Genomic DNA, 19,976 nt, shown 5'->3' with positions numbered 1-19,976 from the left:
GAATTGGAAAAGGGCCGGGTGATTCATTCATTCGGCCCTTTTTTTATGGCCTTGAGCTAAACTCCCGGTAAATCCTCTGTACGGAGCCGTCCATGCTCACTTTGTACCCGGAAATCAAACCCAACGCCCAGCATCGAATTGCTGTTGATCCTCCCCACGAGCTGTATGTCGAGGAAAGCGGGAACCCGGACGGGATGCCGGTTCTGGTGGTGCATGGCGGCCCGGGTGGAGGGTGTGAAGACTATCACCGGCGTTTCTTCGATGCTGAGAGGTTTCGTATTATTCTGATGGATCAGCGGGGTGCCGGGCGCTCCACCCCGCTGGCAGAGCTTGAGGGCAACAGCACAGACAAGCTGGTGGCGGATATCGAGGCGGTGCGGTCGTTTCTGGGTATCGACAAGTGGCTTTTGTTTGGTGGCAGTTGGGGTGCAACCCTGAGTCTTGTTTATGCGCAGGCTTACCCGGAGCGAGTCTCTGGGCTTGTTCTTCGGGGCATTTTTCTCTGTCGGCCCCGGGATATCCAATGGTTCTATCAGGACGGTGCCAGTCGTATCTTCCCGGATTACTGGTCGGATTTTGAAGCGCAAATCCCTGAATCTGAACGGGGCAATATGGTGGCGGCCTACTACCGAAAACTGACCAGCTCCAACGAGTTGGAGCAGATTCAGGCCGCCAAGGCCTGGTCTGTCTGGGAAGGCCGGTGTGCGACGCTGCATCCGAATCCCAGAGTGGTGGAGCATTTCGGCCATCCGCATGTCGCCATCGCCCTGGCACGCATTGAATGCCACTACTTTATGAATTCCGGTTTCCTTGAGTCAGATCAGATCGTTCGCAATGCTGATCGGCTGGCGGACATTCCAGGAATTATCGTTCACGGACGCTACGATATGGTCTGCCCGCTGGAGAATGCGCTTGTACTCAGCCGGGCCTGGAAAGAGGCGGAACTCCAGATTATTCGTGATGCGGGCCATTCGGCTTCAGAGCCTGCCATCGTCGACGCGCTCATTCGGGGTATTGAATCCGTGGTGGCGAAAACGGAAAAAAGTGCAGGCTGAATTCCATTGACAGGGTTGCGACCCTTAATCGTCATGGATACACTCTTTCTAAATCTTAATTTTGCCTGTTCAATGGTCCCCGCGTCCGTTAATGAAAGGTCTGATCCAGCGTGTATCTCAAGCCAGTGTTACTGTGGATGGGGAGGAAATAGCCTCAATCAACGCAGGCCTTTTGTTGTTGCTGGGTGTCGAGAAGCACGATGGCGAGGGTGAAACAAAGGAGCTTTGCCGGAAAATCCTCAATTACCGAGTATTTCCCGATGACGCAGGTCGGATGAACTGCAGCTTGCTTGATATCGGTGGGGATCTCCTTGTTGTCCCGCAGTTCACCTTGGCGGCGGATACCTCTTCCGGAGCCAGGCCCGGGTTTTCCCTGGCTGCGGCCCCTGATGTCGCCAAAAAGCTGTACGGATCGTTTTTGGCAGATGCTCGATTGCAGCTTGGCGTGGGCAAGGTGAAGGAAGGCAGATTTGGCGCGGACATGAAGGTGGGGTTGGTCAACGAAGGGCCTGCGACCTTTATGCTGGAAAGTAGATTAAAGGGTGGATAGGTCGTTGCCCTGCTATTGTGCGATTGCCGTCATGCCGGTCTGTATTGGTGCGGAATTGTCTTGGTGAACGTTGATGGTTTGGGTGGAAAGGCACCTAACATTTTGTTTATTAAGAGTTAATGTGAATCTGGCCTCGGATTTGAACGCAACTGTAACGCCGCTCGTGAGTACGAAATGGCATAAACACTTGCGTTTCTGCTGTGAAAAGAGCTAAAACTGCCGCGCAGTTAATTTGCAAAATGAGAACTATTGTATTAAAACAGGTTCATCATCCAGAGCTTTAAAAAAGTTCTGTAAGTGTTTGAGCTGTATAGATCTGGAATTTGTCCGATTTATTCAAAAAGAAGAAAAGCTATTCCTCTGTCATGAAAGTGACATAGGGGTAATGCAGAATCGGCCTCATCCAGCCTGGCTGGTGAAGCCATACAAAATCGGGATAAGAACCCGTCGCTAAAACCTGAGTTAACTCAAAAAGGAAGACGCAACATGAAAAAAACGCTCATTGCCTCAGCTATTGCAGCAGCGACATTCTCCGGCTCAGCGCTGGCTATGGAGAGTGCATCTGAACTGGCCGCTAAAATGGACTCCATGCCGGAAGTATACGGCAACATCCAGTATGCCCTCACGCACACAAACGTAGACGGCTCTGGTTCTGTTGTTGATCATTCCGATAACGGTTCAACCCTCGGCATCAAGCACGACCACGAAATCGCTCCTGGTATCACTGGCTTCTTCAAACTGGAGCTCGAAGGTATCAACGCTGACGACAAGTCCAGCAGCAACGGTATTGACGGCCTGGATGAAGCCTACATCGGTGTGAAAGGCGACAGCTTCGGTCAGGTTTGGGTTGGTTCTGACGACTCTGTTTACGAAAGTGCCATCGTTAAGATTGGTAACTTCCACGAAATCGGTTCTGACATCTTCGCCAACTACTCTACCGGTGAAGGCGACCTGGTTCAGTACATGTCACCGTCTTTCGGCGGCCTGACTGTGTCTGCCGCTGTTCAGGTTAATGGCGACAACGACACCAAAGGTGGTTCTGACAAGTCTTACCCTTACCAGCTGGTAGCTACCTACGCAGTTGACGCTCTGGAAATCTCTGCCGGTGTTGATTCTAACGACGGCGCTGGCGTGAACAACGAAAACAGCTACGGCCTGAGCGCAACTTACAGTGCTGGCGATTTCAGCCTGATCGGTGAATACCAGACTCGCAAAGACGTTAGCGACATCATGGGTGTGATGGGTGTTTACACCATGGGCGCGAACCAGTTCGCTCTGTCCTACCAGGTACAGGACGTTGACGCTACTGATGACAAGAACGACACCATCATTCTGCAGGCTCTGCACAACGTGTCTGATCACATGTACGTCTACTTCGAAGGCTACCTGTCCAGTGCTGACGCAGATACTTACTATGCCGATCCGGACGGTGTTGCTGCCGGCGGTGACGAGCGCACTATCGCAGCTGTTGGCGCTGTATACTACTTCTGATCAGCCAATCGGCTAATCCAGTAGTATGAAAACCGGCGATCTTCGGATCGCCGGTTTTTGCGTTTTGGAACTCTGAAAAACAGGCCGTTGAAATGGCAACCGAGCTGGAAATCAAACTCAGTGTTTCTGCCGGTGCGCAGACTCGGGCAGTTGAGTGGTTATCTTCCTGCCCACAGGTACGTACGGGTACTTTGAAGTCGTTAATCAATCGTTATTTTGACACCCCCAATGCTGACCTGAATCGCGCCAAGGCCGCATTGAGGGTTCGTAAAGGCGGTGATGGCTATATCCAGACCCTGAAAACACAAGGTCAGTTTGTTGATGGCGCTCATCGTCGCGAAGAGTGGGAGTGGCCGGTATCCGGACCAGAACTCGATTCGTCATTGCTGGGAGGAACGCCGTTGAGCGCTGAGTTGGATCTCAGCAGCCTTCAGGTGGTTTTCGAAACCAACTTTCAGCGCCAGGTACTCTGGCTCGAAGAGAGACAGGCGGTGATTGAAATCGCGGTTGATTCCGGCAGTGTCTCTGGTAATACCGTCCAATGGCCGCTGCACGAAGTGGAGTTTGAACTGAAAGACGGGGAAAGCGGACAGCTTGTCGCATGGGCGCTCGAACTGGCCCGGGAAGTGCCGGTTTTCCTGAATTTTGTCAGCAAAGCCGAGCAGGGCTATTTTCTTGCAGGGTTGTATCGTCCGGAGGTTGCACACTCCGGGCAGTTGCTCAGTGTCATCGAGTTTCTCCGGGCACTAAGCGTCTGTTGGCTGCTGGATAAAACGTTCGAGGCAGGGCAGTACGATCTTTCAGAGATTGCAAAAGCCGCCGAAGCAGCAGGCTGCAGGCAGCTTTGGCAGCAGGTGGTTTCCGATCTTTCCAGCGGCGCTGGTGTTCGGGAGCTGGCGGAAGGATCCACCGGGCTGGGCGTTCTTCAGTTGCAGCTCGCTGCATTGAAAAGCAGCTGATCTTCGATGGGAGGGGCCGTCAAGGATTGGCCCCTGTCTTCGGTGGTTGCTTTTCTCCTGTTGCCTCAGAGGCCGACTGCTGGCGCCATTGTTTCAGGAATGCCCGGTATCGGTCCAGGGCCTCTATCACCACAGATACATCCGGTGTTTCAGTGGAATTTACCAGCACAATCAGTCCTTTACCTTCAACCTCCTGATTCGACGAAGGGTGACAGATTACTTCGTTGTCGTTATCAATGTAGGCGAGCGCGGTTCCGATACCGTGGCGTACCAGAGCACTGACGATATCGGCCCAGTTCAGGTCGTCCAGTTTCAGGTCGTATCGGTGGGGATGGTCCTTCTCGTAACTGAACAGATCCTCCAGCACTTTCTCCGAGCCCGGCGCCACGACTGAGCGGACCATGATTTCCGGGTAAGTCCGAACCGGACGGATGATGGTACGGACCCCCAGGGTCTTGAAGCGCTCCCGGTTCTCGTCACTGACGGCTTCAACAATGGTGTGGTTGCCAAGGTTCAGCTCTGCCAGGCGGTGGGCAATGTCGAAGGTCAGGCTGTCGGAATAGGGGTCAGCCTCGTCGGCTGCCAGAACAATGATGTGGCGAGCGCTGCCTGCGTGAACTGCTTTCAGTGCCGTCTTGTCAAAACCGGCGCCGTGGTAGTGAACAACTCCGATGTCTGACAGCTCCTTCGGAAGGCCGGAAGGGAACTCGCGAGTCAGAAGCATAATGGGAATGGTTTCGTAGCCGGGTATTGCCCGAATCTGCGAGGCGAAGCGCATAAAATACTGCTGCCCGCCGTTCTTTGGCGTGTTGATGATGACTATGTGATCTTTCATCTTGTAGATCCATCTCCCAGTAAGGATACGTTCACGGCGGTAGAAGCGGTACTCGATATAATCACTGACAATCAGTGTCATCAAGGTGATCGCGGTAATGAACATCAACACGATGGTGCTGAGTCGCCCGATCAGCGTTTGGGGGGCGTAATCGCCGTAGCCTACCGTCACCAGCGTGGTCATGGTCAGCCACGCAGACTCGAAAATAGTCAGGTCCTCTGCCGTCCAGAGAATCAGAGTCTGAACCGAAAGCAACAAACCCAGTATCGCGAAAAGCCGTCTGATACGGCCCCGAATCATCCCCCCCATTGGCAGGTGGGTTTGTTGGTGCTCCGGATTCAGCGGGCGGCGGTTTCTTAGCATCCGTAGGGGCGACCTGTTCAGTTGCGGGTAAGTTCGTTATACAGTACCGGAAATATAACAGAGAGACAGGGGTTTGCATTATGTCCGAGCCATGGCACAGCCTTCCGAAACTGCTGGCGGATGAAGTATCCGGTTGTTGGCATTCAGTGTTTCCGGAGGGAGTGCCGGCGTGGCTCACGTCGTCAGAAGGCATGGATGCCTCTGTGGTTGCGACTGCGATTTCCCGCAGCCTGTTCCTGCGTCAGACTCTGGAGCGCCATTCCGAACAGGTTCAGTCTCTGCAGTCATCGCGAGCCCTCACGGAGCCGACTACTTCCAGCTACCTTGAGAGTCGCTGGAAGGAATACCTGGCAGGGGTGGACAGCGAGCCGGCCCTGCATTCAGCCTTACGCCAATTTCGCATGGAGTCCCAGTTCCGGATTATATGGCGGGATTTGATGCGGTGGGCAGATCTGGCCGAAACCATGGCTGCAACCAGTGCCTTTGCTGGCATCTGCATTGACGGCGCACTGGAGTGGCTGCACCAGGATGCGTGTGAACAGTACGGCACGCCTCGCGCTGTGGATCCGGTGACCGGCCAGGAATCAGACCAGAAGATGGTTGTCCTGGGCATGGGGAAACTTGGTGGCCGTGAATTGAATGTCTCTTCGGATATCGACCTGATTTTTGCGTTCCCTGGCAATGGGGAAACGGTCGGGGGGCGACGGTCTCTGGATAATCAGCAGTTTTTCGTTCGCCTGGGGCAGCGGTTGATTCAGGCTCTCGACCAGATAACGGCGGATGGCTTTGTTTTTCGGGTTGATATGCGCCTGCGGCCCTACGGTCAGAGCGGAGCCCTGGCCCTGAGCTTTGCTGCCCTGGAGGCCTATTATCAGGATCAGGGGCGGGACTGGGAGCGATATGCCATGGTCAAGGCCCGGGTGGTGGCGGGGGATCAGCTTGCCGGAGAGGTTCTGATGGAGAGCCTGCGTCCGTTTGTTTATCGCAAGTACATCGATTTCAGTGCCTTCGAATCCCTCCGCAGTATGAAGGCCATGATCAGCCGGGAAGTGCGTCGGAAAGGGTTGGAAAATAACATCAAACTCGGAAGCGGTGGTATCCGTGAGATCGAGTTTGTCGTGCAGGCCTTTCAGCTCATTCGTGGTGGTCGTGACAGAGAGCTTCAGCAACGCGAATTGCTGGTGATCCTGACCGAGCTTGAAGAATTGGAGTTGTTACCTTCACCTGTGGTTCGTGAACTTCGGGAAGCCTATGTGTTTTTGCGCAACCTGGAACACGCCCTTCAGGGTATGGAGGACAAACAGACGCAGCTACTGCCGGACGATGAGATGTCGCAGGCGCGGGTGTCGGCGATCATGGGGTTTGATTCGTGGCAGGCCTGTGAGCAGAGTCTCAGAGAACACCGGGAACGAGTGGCCACCCATTTTGCCAATATCATCACCACTGAAGATGAAGAGGATAAAGGGCAGGCATCACTGGATGAGGGATGGTTCGAGCTTTGGCTGTCCGAAATGGAAGAGGACACAGCCGTTGATTGGCTGAAAGGTCAGGGATACGAAGCCCCAGAGAAGACGCTGGCCGAGCTGGCTGAGCTGCATGACAACCGAACGGTACAGAATCTTCAGACCCAGGGGAGAGAGCGGTTAAACCAGTTCATGCCTAAATTGCTGGAGGCGCTCACCCAGGTTCATAACCCCTCCGAGACCCTATCCAGGGTGTTGCAGCTGGTAGAGGCCATTCTGCGACGCACGGCCTACATGGTGTTGCTGCTGGAAAATCCGGGCGCCAGTACTCAACTGGTCCGCCTGTGCAGCGAGAGCCCCTGGATTGCCCGGCAGCTGGCGGAGACGCCGTTACTGCTGGATGAGCTCCTGAACGCGGAGAGCCTCTACCACCCGCCGGCCAAGGCCGAGTTACAGGATGACTTGCGCCAGCAGATGCTGCGGATTCCGTTTGAGGATCTGGAAGAGCAGATGGAATCCCTGCGGCATTTCAAGAAAGCGCACATCCTGCGGGTAGCCGCTTCCGAGTTGAAAGGAACCTTGCCGTTGATGAAGGTCAGTGATTATCTGACCTGGATTGCCGAGGTTGTTCTGGATCATGTCGTGGATGTTGCGTTTGCCAATCTGGTCAGCCGTCACGGCTACCCACGCAGAGCTGATGGTTCTGCCTGTGAGACGGACTTCGTCATCATAGGCTATGGCAAGCTGGGCGGGATTGAGCTTGGGTATACCTCGGATCTGGATCTGGTGTTTGTGCACAATGCCGATCCGGAATTGTCGACCGATGGCGACAAGCCCATTGATAATGCGGTTTTCTACACCCGGCTGGGACAAAGGGTTGTTCACATCCTCAATACCCAGACGCCGTCAGGGCAACTCTACGAAGTGGATATGCGTCTTCGACCGTCCGGTAACTCCGGACTCCTGGTCAGCACCTTGCAGGCTTTCGAAAAATACCAGCGCGACGATGCCTGGACATGGGAGCATCAGGCACTGGCCCGTGCCCGGGGCGTTGCCGGGTGTGGCGAGACGCTTGAAGCCTTTGAGTCCATCCGCCGTGACATCCTCTGCCAGGCACGTGATCGTGAAAAGCTGCGTACCGAGGTGGTCGATATGCGCGAGAAAATGCGTGCCAACCTTGCTACGCCTGAGAGTCGGCAGGCGGAGGTCTTCCATATCAAGCATGATACCGGAGGTATTGTTGATATCGAGTTTCTGGTCCAATACCTGATGCTGGCCTGGTGCTCGGAGCATCCGGAGCTGACTCAGTGGTCCGACAACATTCGTCAGATGGAGGAGTTGGGCCGCGCCGGTGTCCTTGCGGTGGAGGATGCTGAAAAACTCAGAGAAGCCTTTATCGCACTCCGTTCCACGATTCACCGGCGGGCATTGCAAAACCTGAACAGCCAGGTCGCCGGCGATGCCTTTACCGAAGAGCGTGATTACATCCGGGCCATGTGGAAAAAAGTCATGATTGATGTCTGAGGCAAATTCAATTCCGGCAGTTTTTCCTGCTAGAATGCCAATTCCCCTCAAAACGCTTTTTTAGGAGCAATGAAGAATGTCGATGGCTGATCGCGATGGCGTTATCTGGCTGGATGGTGAAATGGTTCCCTGGCGGGAAGCCAAGACTCACGTCCTGACTCACACCCTGCATTACGGCCTCGGCTGTTTTGAAGGTGTGCGAGCCTACAATACCGCGAATGGCCCGGCTATTTTTCGCCTGAAAGAGCATACGGACAGACTGTTCCGTTCGGCCCATATCCTGAATATGAAAATGCCGTTCACCAAGGACGAACTGAATGAGGCGCAGTGTGCAGCCGTTCGCGAAAACAACCTTGATGAAGCCTATCTGCGTCCGATGGTGTTTCTGGGGTCAGAGGGTATGGGGCTGAGAGCCGACAACCTGAATGTACACGTGATGGTTGCAGCCTGGAGCTGGCCTTCCTACATGTCCCCGGAAGCGAAGGAAATGGGGATCAAGGTTCGCACGTCGTCCTATACCCGACACCACGTGAATATCACCATGTGTAAGGCCAAGGCCAACGGCAACTACATCAACTCGATGCTGGCGTTGAATGAGGCTATTTCTGGCGGAGCTGAGGAAGCCCTGCTTCTGGACAACGAGGGATACGTTGCCGAAGGCTCCGGGGAAAATATCTTTATCATGCGTGATGGTGTACTGCATACGCCGGAGCTCACTTCCTGCCTGGAAGGGATTACCCGTGCCACGATCCTGGATTTCGCCCGCGAACTGAATATTCCGGTCAAGGAGCGCAGAATTACCCGCGATGAAGTCTATATCGCTGATGAAGCCTTCTTTACTGGCACGGCGGCAGAGGTGCTTCCGATTCGTGAGTTGGATGGCCGCATGATCGGTGCCGGCAAGCGTGGCCCGGTGACAGAGAAGCTTCAGAGCATGTACTTCGATGCCGTCAAGGGCAAGCTGGACAAGCACAGCGGTTGGCTGACCCACGTTAAAGGCTGATTACAGTCGCACTCGCAAGCCGCCGTTTACTGTTTCAGCACGGCGGCTTTGTTGTTTTACGCACTTTGTTTACGGGCGGGACGAGCAAATGGCAGATGTTATCAAGGTACCAGTGTCTTTCGGCGAGGTACTGGACAAAATCACCATCCTGGAAATCAAATCTGAGCGCATCAAGGATGAAGCAAAGGTTAAAAATGTACGGCTTGAACTGAATGAGCTAAGTGCCACCTGGGACGAAGCAGTGAGCGGCAAAGCAACTGAAATTGCCGATCTTCGCAAGCAGCTCAAAGCGGTCAACGAAGAGCTTTGGGTGATTGAAGACGATATCCGTGACCAGGAAGCGGCCCAGGATTTTGGCCCGAAGTTTATTGCTCTGGCCCGCGCTGTGTATGTCACCAATGATAAGCGTGCAGCCATCAAGAAAGAGGTTAACCTGGCCCTGGGGTCACGTTTTGTGGAAGAGAAATCCTATCAGGATTATACGGCCCGCAAATAACCAGTGCTCCGTCTGCCGGTGGGTCTGATTGGCAAAACCTGATCCGGCAAGCTCATGGAACGGCGCCCGTCAGCTCTGCTCGGGCGCCGTTTGTGTTTCCGGGGCCGGATGAGTTTCAACCCACCGATCCAGCATATCCGTTGCATCGGCCACTGCAATCATCTCCATCGCACCTTCGAACTCCGCTTTTGCCCCCCAGCGAGCCTGCTCGATAGTTTTGTCGGTGAACTTTTCCAGAGCCTCGGGATAACGGTTCACGCACCACTGAAGTGAATTATACGGCCCCGACCTGTAAGGATTGCTTGCAGCAAATAACCCCAGAACATCTGTGCCGACCGAACTGGCAATATGGGTCGGCCCAGTGTCGGGTGCCACCACCAGATCAGCGTGGGTCAGCAATGCGGTCAGCTGTTTGAGGGTATCCTTGCCGCAGATATTATGGGCTTTCTCTTTCATTGCCGCTGTAATTGCGGCGCAAAATTCGGCCTCGAAGGGGGCAGGGCTACCTACAAGGATGACCTTCATCCCGTGGATTCGGGCCGCGTGATCGGCGAGCTGGGCATAGCGCTCAACAGGCCAGTTGCGCAAGATGTGGCTGGCGCAGGGGCTGATCACAATGTTTCTGCGATCGACCGCGAGTTGTGCTCTGGCAAACTCATGGTCTGAATCACTCAACGGAATCTGCCAGCGCGGCGGGGCTGCCTCAAGCCCCAACGGCTCCAGGAAACTGGCGAGACAATCCCGAACATGCTGCTGCGGCGCCGGTTTGATCCGGCGGTTTATAAACAGGCTGTGGAGGTCTTTGCTTCGGGCCTTGTCATAACCAATTCGAATCCGGGCAGGAATACAGGCTGCGGCGAGACTGGCTCTGAATGCCACCTGCATGTGAAGCAGGGCATCAAACTTGCGGCCTTGCATCTGTCTGCGAAGCTCCATATAGCCTTTCAGGCCGGCCTTTTTGTCGAAAACGATGAACTCAACGCCGGGCAGATCGCCGATCAGCTTTGCTTCTATCTTGCCAATGACCCAGGTGATTTTCACGCCGGGAAGCTGTTCCTGGAGGCTCAGAACGACAGGTATCACATGGGTCACGTCGCCGATGGCAGACAGACGAAGAATGCAGATGGAGTTCATCAGGTTTTGATCCGGTTCAGGTTGTGGCCTGGTGCTGTGGAGCTTTGTCGCCAATCATTGGTAAACTGGCGACCATTCTAACGCACTCGCGCCGGTCCGTCCCGGCGTGGGCGGGCGAGGTGTGTCTTCTTTCATTTTCGGTGACCGGGTGTCCAGCATGGTGGAGTCTGAAATCTGTATTCGGGAAAGGGCTTCGGCAATGCTGATTCACCCCGATTACGAGGGCCGGGTTGTCGAAAACTGGTTCAATGCCGCTTACTGGGGCGAAGATGCGTGCCCGGTAAGCAGTGGCGGCCGGGGTGGAGCCTGGTTTTTGCAAGCCGGAGAGGACAGTCTGGTACTTCGGGAATATCGTCGGGGCGGGTTGGTCGCGAAAGTGTCCTCAGCGGCTTATTTGTATACCCGCGAATCCGAGGTTCGCTCCTTCGCCGAGTTCAGGTTGCTGAATCAACTGGTGTCTTTTGGTCTTCCTGTTCCTGCTCCTGTGGCTGCCTGGTATCGCAAACTCTCGCCGATTCAGTATCGCGCCGCCATAATTATTGAAAGACTTGAAGGGACAACACCCCTCGCTGAACTATTCCAGACCTTGAACCATGAGGCCTGGGCTGCACTTGGTGCGACTATCCGCGAGTTTCACGATGCTGGCGTCAGGCATGCGGACCTGAACTGTTTCAATGTTCTGGTTCGTGGAACGGAATATTTCCTGATCGACTTCGATAAGGGGGCAATCTGCACGCCAGATTCTAACTCGGGCTGGAAGGAGCAGAATCTTTCCCGGCTTCGTCGTTCACTGGTGAAGGTCAACGCTGGAGAGAGTGCCTCTCTGAGTCAGGCCTGGCAAGCATTCCTTGCTGGCTACCGCCGATCTTCCTGAATCTACCATCATTTTCTGACAGGCAACTATGACTTCGAAGAGTAACGCGCCGGTTGTACTGTGCATTACGGATTCCTGTGATTTACCTGAATCCGAGCTGTTCATCGGGCTGCATAAGGCAGGTTTGGCCATTGAGGTAATGGCCAATCCGAAAGGCCGAAACTACCAGCGGATTGTCGATGCAGGTGTTCCGGTATCCCCCATTGCCTTGAAAGGACGTTTTGATCGGGATGGAACCCGGCAGATTCGTGAAACGTTGAAAACCCGCCCCTTTACAGTGGTGCAGTCCTTTAACCCCAGGGCCTTGGCCTGTTCTCTCCGGGCGTCCCGAGGAATGGACGTGAAAATTGTTGTATACCGGGGTGTTATCGGAAATGTTGGATTGTGGAGTCCGGAATCCTGGATTACGTTCCTTCACCCGCGCGTGGATCGGATAATGTGTGTTTCGGATGCTGTGAAGCACTACTTCCTGAATATCCGCTGTCTGGGGAAAACAATTCCGCCGCACAAGATTGTTCGCATATACAAGGGCCATAACCTGGAGTGGTACACCTCACCGGCAGCAGATATTTCCGGGTTTGCTTTCCCGGACAATGCCTTCGTATTTTGCTGTACTGGTCGTGATCGACCCGGCAAAGGGTTTTCAACACTGATTGATGCCATGGGGTATCTGGATGAGGGGTCACCCGTTCACCTCTTGCTGGTGGGCGATATTCTGGATAATCAGGAGCTGGCAGCCAGAATCCGCGAATCCAGGCACGCCAACCGAATCAAGCTGGCGGGATTCCGAACCGATGCCCCCCAGGTCGCTGCGGCCTGTGACGGCCTTGTATTGCCGTCCGAGAGCGAAGGGTTGCCTCGGGTTGTGATTGAGGCTATGGCCTACCGGCGGCCCGTGGTTGTAACCGAGGCCGGTGGTATGCCCGAACTCGTTCGGGATGGGGTAGACGGGTTGGTGGTCCCGATAAAAGATCCCGAGGCTTTGGCCCTGGCTTTAGACAGGGTTGCTCGTGATCCCGGGCTGGCCAAGACCTTCGGTGACAATGGCCACCAACGCATCAGTACAGACTTTAATACTGACAAGACAGTACAGCAGACACTTGAGCTCTATCAGGAGCTGACCGATGAGCTTCACGCATGAAAAAATACCTGTTCTTCGTTAATCAGCCATACTCCTATTCCATTCTTCGTCCGTTGCAGGAAGAAATCCGGAAGCGTGGAGATGAGGTTGCGTGGTTTGTGGCAGGTTGTACGGCTGCGCCGCTTGGGCCGGACGAAAAACACTTGAAAACAGTGGCTGAGGTTATGGATTACAACGCCATTGCCACCTTCGTCCCCGGGGATTGGGTGCCCTATTTTTTCCCTGGTATCAAAGTCGAGGTGTTCCACGGTATGGCCCGTAACAAACGGGGCCACAGCAGCGAGGATGAAAGTGACCACTACCGTATTCGCGGCTGGTTCGATCTATACTGCACACACGCCGAGCGGGACACCGCCAAGTTCAGGGAGCTGGCCGGGAAGTATCGCCATTTCTCGGTGGCCCATACGGGTTGGCCAAAACTGGATCCGTTGTTGTCTCAGCCGGTGCATGGTCAGACGGCGCGCGAAGAGGGCGAACCGCCGGTGGTGTTTTATGCCTCAACGTTCAGTCGATCGGTTACGTCAGCACCGGCTCTGGTAGAGAAAATCGGTGAGCTTGCCAGAAGTGGTCGCTGGCGTTTCATCGTTACTCTTCATCCTAAAATGGATGCCGAGATCGTGGAACAATACCGAAATCTGGCCGGTGAAAATCTGCGCTTTGTGGAGAGCGATGAGGACCTTCTTCCCATTCTCCCGGAAGCAGATGTCATGCTGTGTGATACCTCATCAATCATGTTTGAGTTCATGTTTCTGAACCGGCCGGTAGTGACCTACCGCACGAAAATGCCCGGGCAGTATCTGATCGACGTGGAAGACGTTGGGGAGGTTGAGGTTGCGTTGAAGAAAGCGCTGGAATACCCGGCTGAACTTATGCAGGCCACCCGGGCGCTCTGTGACGATCTGCATAGTTTCCGGGACGGCTGTTCCAGTGCTCGAGTTCTGGATGCGGTGGAGTACTTTCTGGCCTCCGAATATCACAACCTGGACAGGAAACCCCTTAACCTCATTAGAAAACTGAAAGTCAGGCGCCGGTTAAGGAAAGAGTTGAGAAAGGGAGGGCTCATTCAGTGATCCCGATTCTGGTCATTAACATTGAATCGGCTGAGGAAAGATGGAACAACGTTTCTCGCCAATTGAAGACCTACTGGGAAAACGTTCAGCGTTTTGACGCGGTGAATGGCAAAGACTTTGACCATTTCCTTTTTGAAAACTATGACGCCGCTTTGAGAAAGCGGCGAAAAGGAGGGGAGCTCTCTCGTGGCCAGCTTGGCTGTTTTGCAAGCCACTATCTTGCCTGGGAGGCGTGCGTCCGTATGGGCCGTCCGGTCATTATTCTTGAAGATGACATAACGTTGATCGAGCCTGAGTTTTCAGATTTCTATGACAAGGCCAGGTTGCTTGATTCTCGCTTCGAATGTGTGCGTTTGTTTGCCAATAACTCGAAGAATCACAATGAAGTGCCGGTTGCCGATGCGCCTGGCATTGGCATTGTGAAATATACCAAAGGGCCAATGAGCGCTATGGGGTACTACCTGACGCCTGCCGGTGCAAAGAAATTCCTCTCGAACTCTAAGCCCTGGTTTTTGCCCGTTGATATCTATATGGACCGGTTTTGGAAAAACGGTGTCGAGTGCTATGGCCTGAAAACGCCAGTTGTGAAGCATGAACACATTTTCGAGTCCATGATTGGTTATGAGAGGGATCGACCAAAACGACCACTGACACTGACGTTAAAGCGTGAGTGGTTCGCCGTTTTCGAAATAAGCAGACGATTTCTTCACAACCTGCGTTTTAGGATGATTCGCTGATCTGATCCGTTACTCTAATCGCGGGTTTTGTGTCTGTTCAGCGTCCACAGGCCAGCATACTTGTTGAAGGTTACCTGCGCATAGGTAACCGCCGTAAGGTACCCCACGGCGCCGTCAAGAAACCCGAAACGAATAAAATACACCTGCACAAAGGTCAGAAGTCCCCGCAGAGTGGGGTAGATCATGGTGCGGGTCTTCTTGCCTTTACGATGCTTTTCCAGAGAGCCAAGCCAGGCGTATTTTGCACTTTTCTCAAGGGAGTGGCCGAAATCCCGATGTGTATAATGCGTGAGTCGGCCTCTCAGGGTTTTGACCTTGCGACCGGCCGGGATCAATATCCGCTCGTGTACCAGGGCGTCGGAAAAGCTCACACCGTCCCGACGGAACAGGCGCAGTGGTGCTCGTCCGCTGCGTCCGAAATCCAGGCGGCTGCCGTAAATGGTTACCGCCCAGGGGAGCTTGTAGGCGTCCGCGTCAGGGTTGGCCAGGTGATCATTGATCTCCCTTGCCAGCTCTGGAGTGATACGCTCATCGGCATCCAGTGATAACACCCACTCCCCGGTAGCTTTCTCAAGGGCGCGCTGTTTCTGGATGCCGAAACCCGGCCAGTCCGTCACTTCAACGATATCCGCCAGTTCTTTCGCCCGTTCTACCGTTCTGTCGGTACTGCCGCTGTCCAGCACGATGATCTCATCGGCAACCAGTCTCGCTGACTTCAGGCAGTCGGTAATGTGGTCTTCTTCGTTCTTCGTGATGATGGTCGCTGTTACTTTCCGGGCCCTGTTGCGAACGTACGAAGCACTCAACTCTGTGAACATGGCAGAGGCGATGGAGGCAACCGTCAGCAGGTAGAAAGTAAGGAACAGGGTTCGATTGAAGGTGGCCTCTGTCAGGCCAAAGAAAAAGTAGCCAACAGGCACCATGCAACCGGCTGCTGCCAGGTGAGCCGTTGCAGCGTGACGGCTGAACAGGTTTCTGGCAAAGATGGCCAGAGGTATGAAGATAAGCAGTGCCCAGCTGAGAATGCCCGGAATGCCGATGGTGGCGGCATTATTGAGAAGGTCGTTATGGGCATGCCCGCTGCAGCAGTCCAGGAAATATGCCGGTAATTCGCCACTGGCAACTTCCGACTCGATTCGATGGGTGTACCCACCCAGGCCAGCCCCGGTCCAGGGGTTTTCGCTGAGTAGGTTCAAGGCTTGCCCCCACACTTCCAGGCGAGCTTGCATGCCGGCATCCAGATGATCATCCTGCAGCAATCCCTGTACTGTGCTGGACATCCGGTCGCTGGTGACAAGTGCGCCGGCAACGAGCAGTGGAACGACGATCAGTCCGGCAATTCGGAGTCGTTTGCCAAGCAGCGGAACAAGGGCGACCAGCAGGAAGGGCAGAGCGACGAGATTGCTTCGGGTTTCCGACAGCATGGAGATCAGGACCGCAGCGGTTCCGCCGGAGAAGAACAGTATCGCCACACCCAAGCGCTTGTCCCGGATAAAAAAGTGAGCCGCTACAATGGTAAGCATGCCGCCAAGGAGAGCGAGATTGCCAAAGCTGATGGGATTGATTCCACCGCTGAAACGGGAATTCAGCACTTGCTCCAGAGCGCCATCGTGGGAAAAGGCGGCTGCCAGAAAAATTGCTATAACGGATACCGCCAGAAGACCGAAGGCCGAAAAGGTCGTGCGGGCGCCGGTTCGGGCATAACTCATGGCAACAATCAGGGGCCAGAACAGGATAAATCTGGCATGTGTGCCAAAGGTTTTCCCCCCCTCATAATCAAACCCTTCAAGGGCCCATGAAAGAAAACTGACCAGCACGAAAAACCAGAACGCAAAATGCAGCAGTCGTAACTCTTTAGGCTTGTCCCAGCCGGCTTTGTGCAGTGATTTCCGAGTGCTGAGTACCAGGCCGGCAATTGCGAGCAACAGGGTGGCGGCGGCCAGAATGCTCGAAGACAGGAGTGCGCCGCCCAGCCCGATGATCAACAGCGCGTTGAAGGCGAGTCTGGTATTCAGCATACGCGGTCCGGATTGTAGGGATTGATCTCGCCGGGCGGCCGATGACGCATACGCTTGTACTCCCATTGATACTGTTCGGGAATCTCTCTCACGCATTGCTCGATGGCCTGATTCATGGCTGTGGTTGCGGCGACAGGATCCTTGTCGCCCAGACCCGGACCTGTCTCACGCACGACGATCCGGAAACCGGAAGCGTCCGGCAGTCGCTCGGCGTAGGTGATCAGCACGTTGGCACCTGTGCGTTGGATCAGTTTGGACACCAGCGTCATGGTCTTTACTTCCATGCCAAAGAAAGGCGCAAAGGCGTTGCCTTTTCCCCGGGGAGACTGATCCGGCAGGATGCCGGCAACGCCGCCTTCCCGAAGAATTGACGCAAGCCGGGCGAGGCCGCGCCGATCACCCCGGACCAGTTCAGATCCGAGCCGCCCGCGAACTTTGATCATGTAGTCTTCCAGCTCAGCCATGTTAGGCGGGCTGTAAAGTGCGGCCATCTTGTAACGTGAGGAGAAAAACAAGCCTGCCAGTTCCCAGTTACCGAGATGCGGCGCAAGCAATATAAGCCCTCTGTCGTCAGCCATGGCCTGGTCGACCAGGTCGAGGCCTTCGGTTTCCCGGATCAGCTCAAGGCATTTCTCTACCGGCCACTCCCACATCAGGGGAACTTCGAGTATGGTCATGCCCGTATGGGCAAGGGACGCCTTCGACATGGAGGCGCGCTCAGCGTCAGAAACCTCGGGCAGGCAAATGGACACGTTAATGTCGGTAACCTGCCGCGACTTGGTGGGCAGTCGCCACACCAGGTAGCCAACGAGACGACCCACTCGCTGGGCGCCGGCAAGCGACAGCCAGCCGGCGATCCTGAGCAGCCCGGCAATAACGAAATACTTCAGCTTACTCATTTCCGGCCGTACCGATCCTCATAGCGAACAATGTCGTCCTCGCCGAGGTAAGATCCTGACTGGACTTCAATAAGCTCCAGGTCAATCACCCCCGGATTTTCCAGCGAGTGTACCTGGCCAATTGGAATGAACGTGGACTGGTTTTCGGTGACAAGATAGGTTTTTTCACCATTAGTCACCCGAGCGGTACCGCTCACTACGATCCAATGCTCGGCGCGATGGTGGTGCATCTGCACAGAAAGCTTGGCTCCGGGTTTTACCGTAATGCGTTTGACCTGGTAGCGGGTGCCGTTGTCGATTGAATCGTAAACACCCCAGGGGCGGTAAACTTCCCGATGGTTCATGTGCTCGTGGCGACCATCGGTTTTGATGCGCTCCACCACGGTTTTAACGTCCTGGACTTTGTCTTTATGGGCAACCAGCACGGCATCCTTGGTTTCGATAACCACCAGGTTATCCACCCCAACCGTTGCCACCAGCCGGTTGTCGGCCCGGACAAGCGTGTTTATCGTATCGTGGGCAATTACGTCGCCTGTGAGGCTGTTGCCATCACCGTCCTTGTCACTGACTTCCCAGAGTGAGGACCAGGAACCGATATCACTCCACCCGGCGGCCAGGGAAACCATGGCCGCTTTGTCCGTTTTTTCCATGACGGCATAATCAACCGACTCGGCCGGACATTCCGCAAAGCGTTCGGCGTTGATCCGGGTAAAGTGCAGGTCGTCCGCAGTCTCGGCGATGGCGGAACGGCATGCAGCGAGAATGTCCGGGCGATGGGTTTCCAGTTGTTCCAGATATTCCCGGGCGCCAAACAGGAACATCCCGCTGTTCCAGAGATAATCGCCGGAATCCAGGTAACTGTTGGCGGTCGCCTGATCCGGTTTTTCGACAAAGGTATCCACCAGGTAGCTGTCCGGGCCCAGTTCAGTGCCTTGACGGATGTAGCCGTACCCGGTTTCCGGATGGTTCGGGATGATTCCGAAGGTCACCAGCCTGCCTTCCCGTGCGAGAGGGATGGCCTTTTTTATCCCTTCCTGAAACGCCGCAACATCTTTAATCAAATGGTCGGCAGCCAACACCAGCATCAGAGGATCGTCATCAGCATCTTTTGCCGCTTGGGTTAATTGCAGCGCTGCCAGAGCGATTGCCGGCGCGGTATTCCGGCCGCAGGGCTCCAGAATGATCCGCGAGTCTTCGTGGCCGGATTGCCGCATTTGTTCCGCAGCCAGGAACCTGTGTTCTTCGTTGCAAATCAGAAGAGGGTTCGCTGCGTCCATGCCCTCAAGCCGCGCCACGGTAGCTTGCAGCATTGACAAGGAACCGTTGGTCAGGCTCAGGAACTGTTTCGGATTCAGCTGGCGGGACATGGGCCAAAGGCGTGAGCCGGTACCGCCAGCCATAATGACGGGGTAAATCATCTGTACACTCCGGGTTTGAGTAAAAGATTGCCACGGATAACATCAAAATCAGGTGCGTCATCTTATCATAAGGCAACCATGATATTGTTCTGACCATTCCGTTAACTGATGGCTCTGAAACCAGGAATTGCGATGAAGTTACCGCTATCTGTTTATTACATTACCCAGAACGAGGAGCTTCGGTTGCCGGAGTCCCTGGCGAAGGTTTCCGGTTGGGTGGATGAGGTTATCGTTGTTGATTCCGGCAGCACTGACGGAACCCGAGAAATTGTCGAAGCGGCGGGAGCGAGGTTTGTTCATAACGACTGGCAGGGATTTGCCTGCCAGAAAGCCTTCGCGGCGAGCCTGTGTCGCAATGACTGGGTACTGGATCTGGATGCCGATGAAGTGCTATCTGATGAACTGGTGGCCAACATCAAAACGTTGTTTGCAAAGCCGGTTGACTCTGATATTGCCGGGTTCAGGATGCGTTGGGTACTGTCTCAGCCGGACCCCCGGCATCCCTTCCGTCACGATAAATCGAAGAAGATTCTCAGGCTCTACAATCGCAACCGAGCGGTGATTGAGGCTGAAAAGGACAGCAACAATGACCGTCCACAGGTAAAAGTTGGCCGGATCGTGGATTTGAAGGGAGACGTATTGCATCGTACGCTGATTTCCCTGGAGCAGATGGAGCGCAAGTACTGTCAATTATCGACGGAGCAAGCCCGCTTCATGGCCAAAAAAAGAAGGCGCATCTCCGGTGTCCGGCTGTTCGCAGAGTTCCCTCTGAAGTTTCTAAAATACTACCTGTTGCACCGCCAGATTCTGAACGGCTGGTTTGGCCTGAGCGTTGCTATAGTTGCGGCGAACCGGAACTTTATGCGACTGGCGAAGGCTCGTGAGATGCAGATGCTTTCTGAGTTTGATAAGGACCGTACCCGGTAAGTTTCCTCATCAGAATACC

17 protein-coding genes are annotated in these 19,976 nt (G+C 54.6%); 12 read left to right on the top strand and 5 right to left on the bottom strand.

All coding sequences use genetic code 11. The annotated features are described in order from the left end of the window. Positions 1 to 92 precede the first annotated feature (92 nt). From pip to KO499_RS01350, 4 genes are all read left to right on the top strand, one after another. Positions 93 to 1,055: a prolyl aminopeptidase gene (gene pip, locus KO499_RS01365; protein ID WP_215981968.1), complete on the top strand. Its 963-nt coding sequence runs from the start codon at positions 93 to 95 to the stop codon at positions 1,053 to 1,055. A gap of 91 nt (positions 1,056 to 1,146) precedes the next feature. Continuing rightward, positions 1,147 to 1,605 (top strand): D-aminoacyl-tRNA deacylase, encoded by a 459-nt coding sequence (gene dtd, locus KO499_RS01360; RefSeq protein WP_215981967.1) that lies wholly within the window; start codon positions 1,147 to 1,149, stop codon positions 1,603 to 1,605. A 486-nt stretch (positions 1,606 to 2,091) separates the two neighbouring features. Beyond that, a complete protein-coding gene (locus KO499_RS01355; protein WP_215981966.1) occupies positions 2,092 to 3,096 on the top strand; it encodes a porin in 1,005 nt (334 codons plus the stop codon). Positions 3,097 to 3,188: 92 nt separating this feature from the next. Further along, complete coding sequence (locus KO499_RS01350; protein WP_215981965.1) at positions 3,189 to 4,055, top strand: CYTH domain-containing protein; 867 nt, start codon at positions 3,189 to 3,191, stop codon at positions 4,053 to 4,055. Positions 4,056 to 4,074: 19 nt separating this feature from the next. Here the strand turns inward: KO499_RS01350 and KO499_RS01345 are convergent, their stop codons facing one another. Further along, complete coding sequence (locus tag KO499_RS01345; RefSeq protein WP_215981964.1) at positions 4,075 to 5,253, bottom strand: potassium channel family protein; 1,179 nt, start codon at positions 5,251 to 5,253, stop codon at positions 4,075 to 4,077. Between the two features lie 80 nt (positions 5,254 to 5,333). Here KO499_RS01345 and glnE point away from each other — a divergent pair, with 80 nt between their 5' ends. The 3 genes from glnE (at position 5,334) to KO499_RS01330 (ending at position 9,739) form a co-directional block, all read left to right on the top strand. Further along, a complete protein-coding gene (gene glnE / locus KO499_RS01340; RefSeq protein WP_215981963.1) occupies positions 5,334 to 8,240 on the top strand; it encodes a bifunctional [glutamate--ammonia ligase]-adenylyl-L-tyrosine phosphorylase/[glutamate--ammonia-ligase] adenylyltransferase in 2,907 nt (968 codons plus the stop codon). 76 nt (positions 8,241 to 8,316) lie between these two features. Then, on the top strand, positions 8,317 to 9,243 hold the full coding sequence (locus KO499_RS01335) for a branched-chain amino acid transaminase (protein ID WP_215981962.1): 927 nt from the start codon (positions 8,317 to 8,319) through the stop codon (positions 9,241 to 9,243). Positions 9,244 to 9,331: 88 nt separating this feature from the next. Next, positions 9,332 to 9,739: a DUF6165 family protein gene (locus KO499_RS01330; RefSeq protein WP_215981961.1), complete on the top strand. Its 408-nt coding sequence runs from the start codon at positions 9,332 to 9,334 to the stop codon at positions 9,737 to 9,739. A 69-nt stretch (positions 9,740 to 9,808) separates the two neighbouring features. Here the strand turns inward: KO499_RS01330 and KO499_RS01325 are convergent, their stop codons facing one another. Beyond that, positions 9,809 to 10,873, bottom strand: coding sequence for a glycosyltransferase family 9 protein (locus KO499_RS01325; RefSeq protein ID WP_215981960.1), 1,065 nt, complete (start codon positions 10,871 to 10,873; stop codon positions 9,809 to 9,811). 121 nt (positions 10,874 to 10,994) lie between these two features. On the opposite strand from KO499_RS01325, the gene KO499_RS01320 reads away from it, so the two are divergent. Genes KO499_RS01320 through KO499_RS01305 form a run of 4 tightly spaced genes read left to right on the top strand, consistent with a single transcriptional unit; the run spans position 10,995 to position 14,695 of the window. Beyond that, positions 10,995 to 11,747 (top strand): 3-deoxy-D-manno-octulosonic acid kinase, encoded by a 753-nt coding sequence (locus KO499_RS01320; RefSeq protein WP_323133304.1) that lies wholly within the window; start codon positions 10,995 to 10,997, stop codon positions 11,745 to 11,747. 28 nt (positions 11,748 to 11,775) lie between these two features. Next, positions 11,776 to 12,888 (top strand): glycosyltransferase family 4 protein, encoded by a 1,113-nt coding sequence (locus KO499_RS01315; RefSeq protein WP_215981959.1) that lies wholly within the window; start codon positions 11,776 to 11,778, stop codon positions 12,886 to 12,888. Then, complete coding sequence (locus KO499_RS01310) at positions 12,885 to 13,958, top strand: CDP-glycerol glycerophosphotransferase family protein (RefSeq protein ID WP_215981958.1); 1,074 nt, start codon at positions 12,885 to 12,887, stop codon at positions 13,956 to 13,958. Before KO499_RS01315 ends, KO499_RS01310 begins: the two co-directional genes overlap by 4 nt. Beyond that, positions 13,955 to 14,695 carry a glycosyltransferase family 25 protein gene (locus KO499_RS01305; protein ID WP_215981957.1) on the top strand — a complete coding sequence of 247 codons (741 nt, stop codon included), beginning with the start codon at positions 13,955 to 13,957 and terminating at the stop codon, positions 14,693 to 14,695. The genes KO499_RS01310 and KO499_RS01305 overlap by 4 nt, the downstream gene beginning before the upstream one ends. Positions 14,696 to 14,709: 14 nt before the next feature. On the opposite strand, the gene KO499_RS01300 is transcribed toward KO499_RS01305, so the two are convergent. Genes KO499_RS01300 through KO499_RS01290 form a run of 3 tightly spaced genes read right to left on the bottom strand, consistent with a single transcriptional unit; the run spans position 14,710 to position 19,030 of the window. After that, the gene (locus tag KO499_RS01300) at positions 14,710 to 16,713 is read right to left on the bottom strand and encodes an O-antigen ligase family protein (RefSeq protein ID WP_215981956.1); all 2,004 of its coding nucleotides are present in this window, start codon (positions 16,711 to 16,713) and stop codon (positions 14,710 to 14,712) included. Beyond that, a complete protein-coding gene (locus KO499_RS01295; protein WP_215981955.1) occupies positions 16,707 to 17,612 on the bottom strand; it encodes a lysophospholipid acyltransferase family protein in 906 nt (301 codons plus the stop codon). The genes KO499_RS01300 and KO499_RS01295 overlap by 7 nt, the downstream gene beginning before the upstream one ends. Next, on the bottom strand, positions 17,609 to 19,030 hold the full coding sequence (locus KO499_RS01290) for a mannose-1-phosphate guanylyltransferase/mannose-6-phosphate isomerase (protein ID WP_215981954.1): 1,422 nt from the start codon (positions 19,028 to 19,030) through the stop codon (positions 17,609 to 17,611). Before KO499_RS01290 ends, KO499_RS01295 begins: the two co-directional genes overlap by 4 nt. A gap of 132 nt (positions 19,031 to 19,162) precedes the next feature. On the opposite strand from KO499_RS01290, the gene KO499_RS01285 reads away from it, so the two are divergent. Then, positions 19,163 to 19,957: a glycosyltransferase family 2 protein gene (locus KO499_RS01285; protein WP_215981953.1), complete on the top strand. Its 795-nt coding sequence runs from the start codon at positions 19,163 to 19,165 to the stop codon at positions 19,955 to 19,957. The last annotated feature ends 19 nt before the right edge of the window (positions 19,958 to 19,976 follow it).

Source organism: Marinobacter sp. F3R08 (genome assembly GCF_018860425.1).
Lineage (GTDB): Bacteria > Pseudomonadota > Gammaproteobacteria > Pseudomonadales > Oleiphilaceae > Marinobacter.
The sequence above is the reverse complement of the archived record's forward strand: the minus strand, read 5'-3'. Positions and strand labels throughout refer to the sequence as shown.

What these genes read in the sequence shown, in the direction of transcription:
- KO499_RS01285 (WP_215981953.1), top strand. Translation starts at nt 19,163, where the DNA reads ATGAAGTTACCGCTATCTGTTTATTACATTACCCAGAACGAGGAGCTT.
- KO499_RS01300 (WP_215981956.1), bottom strand. Translation starts at nt 16,713, where the DNA reads ATGCTGAATACCAGACTCGCCTTCAACGCGCTGTTGATCATCGGGCTG.
- glnE (WP_215981963.1), top strand. Translation starts at nt 5,334, where the DNA reads ATGTCCGAGCCATGGCACAGCCTTCCGAAACTGCTGGCGGATGAAGTA.
- KO499_RS01330 (WP_215981961.1), top strand. Translation starts at nt 9,332, where the DNA reads ATGGCAGATGTTATCAAGGTACCAGTGTCTTTCGGCGAGGTACTGGAC.
- KO499_RS01290 (WP_215981954.1), bottom strand. Translation starts at nt 19,030, where the DNA reads ATGATTTACCCCGTCATTATGGCTGGCGGTACCGGCTCACGCCTTTGG.
- KO499_RS01295 (WP_215981955.1), bottom strand. Translation starts at nt 17,612, where the DNA reads ATGAGTAAGCTGAAGTATTTCGTTATTGCCGGGCTGCTCAGGATCGCC.
- KO499_RS01350 (WP_215981965.1), top strand. Translation starts at nt 3,189, where the DNA reads ATGGCAACCGAGCTGGAAATCAAACTCAGTGTTTCTGCCGGTGCGCAG.
- KO499_RS01335 (WP_215981962.1), top strand. Translation starts at nt 8,317, where the DNA reads ATGTCGATGGCTGATCGCGATGGCGTTATCTGGCTGGATGGTGAAATG.
- pip (WP_215981968.1), top strand. Translation starts at nt 93, where the DNA reads ATGCTCACTTTGTACCCGGAAATCAAACCCAACGCCCAGCATCGAATT.
- KO499_RS01325 (WP_215981960.1), bottom strand. Translation starts at nt 10,873, where the DNA reads ATGAACTCCATCTGCATTCTTCGTCTGTCTGCCATCGGCGACGTGACC.
- KO499_RS01345 (WP_215981964.1), bottom strand. Translation starts at nt 5,253, where the DNA reads ATGCTAAGAAACCGCCGCCCGCTGAATCCGGAGCACCAACAAACCCAC.
- KO499_RS01310 (WP_215981958.1), top strand. Translation starts at nt 12,885, where the DNA reads ATGAAAAAATACCTGTTCTTCGTTAATCAGCCATACTCCTATTCCATT.
- KO499_RS01355 (WP_215981966.1), top strand. Translation starts at nt 2,092, where the DNA reads ATGAAAAAAACGCTCATTGCCTCAGCTATTGCAGCAGCGACATTCTCC.
- KO499_RS01315 (WP_215981959.1), top strand. Translation starts at nt 11,776, where the DNA reads ATGACTTCGAAGAGTAACGCGCCGGTTGTACTGTGCATTACGGATTCC.
- dtd (WP_215981967.1), top strand. Translation starts at nt 1,147, where the DNA reads ATGAAAGGTCTGATCCAGCGTGTATCTCAAGCCAGTGTTACTGTGGAT.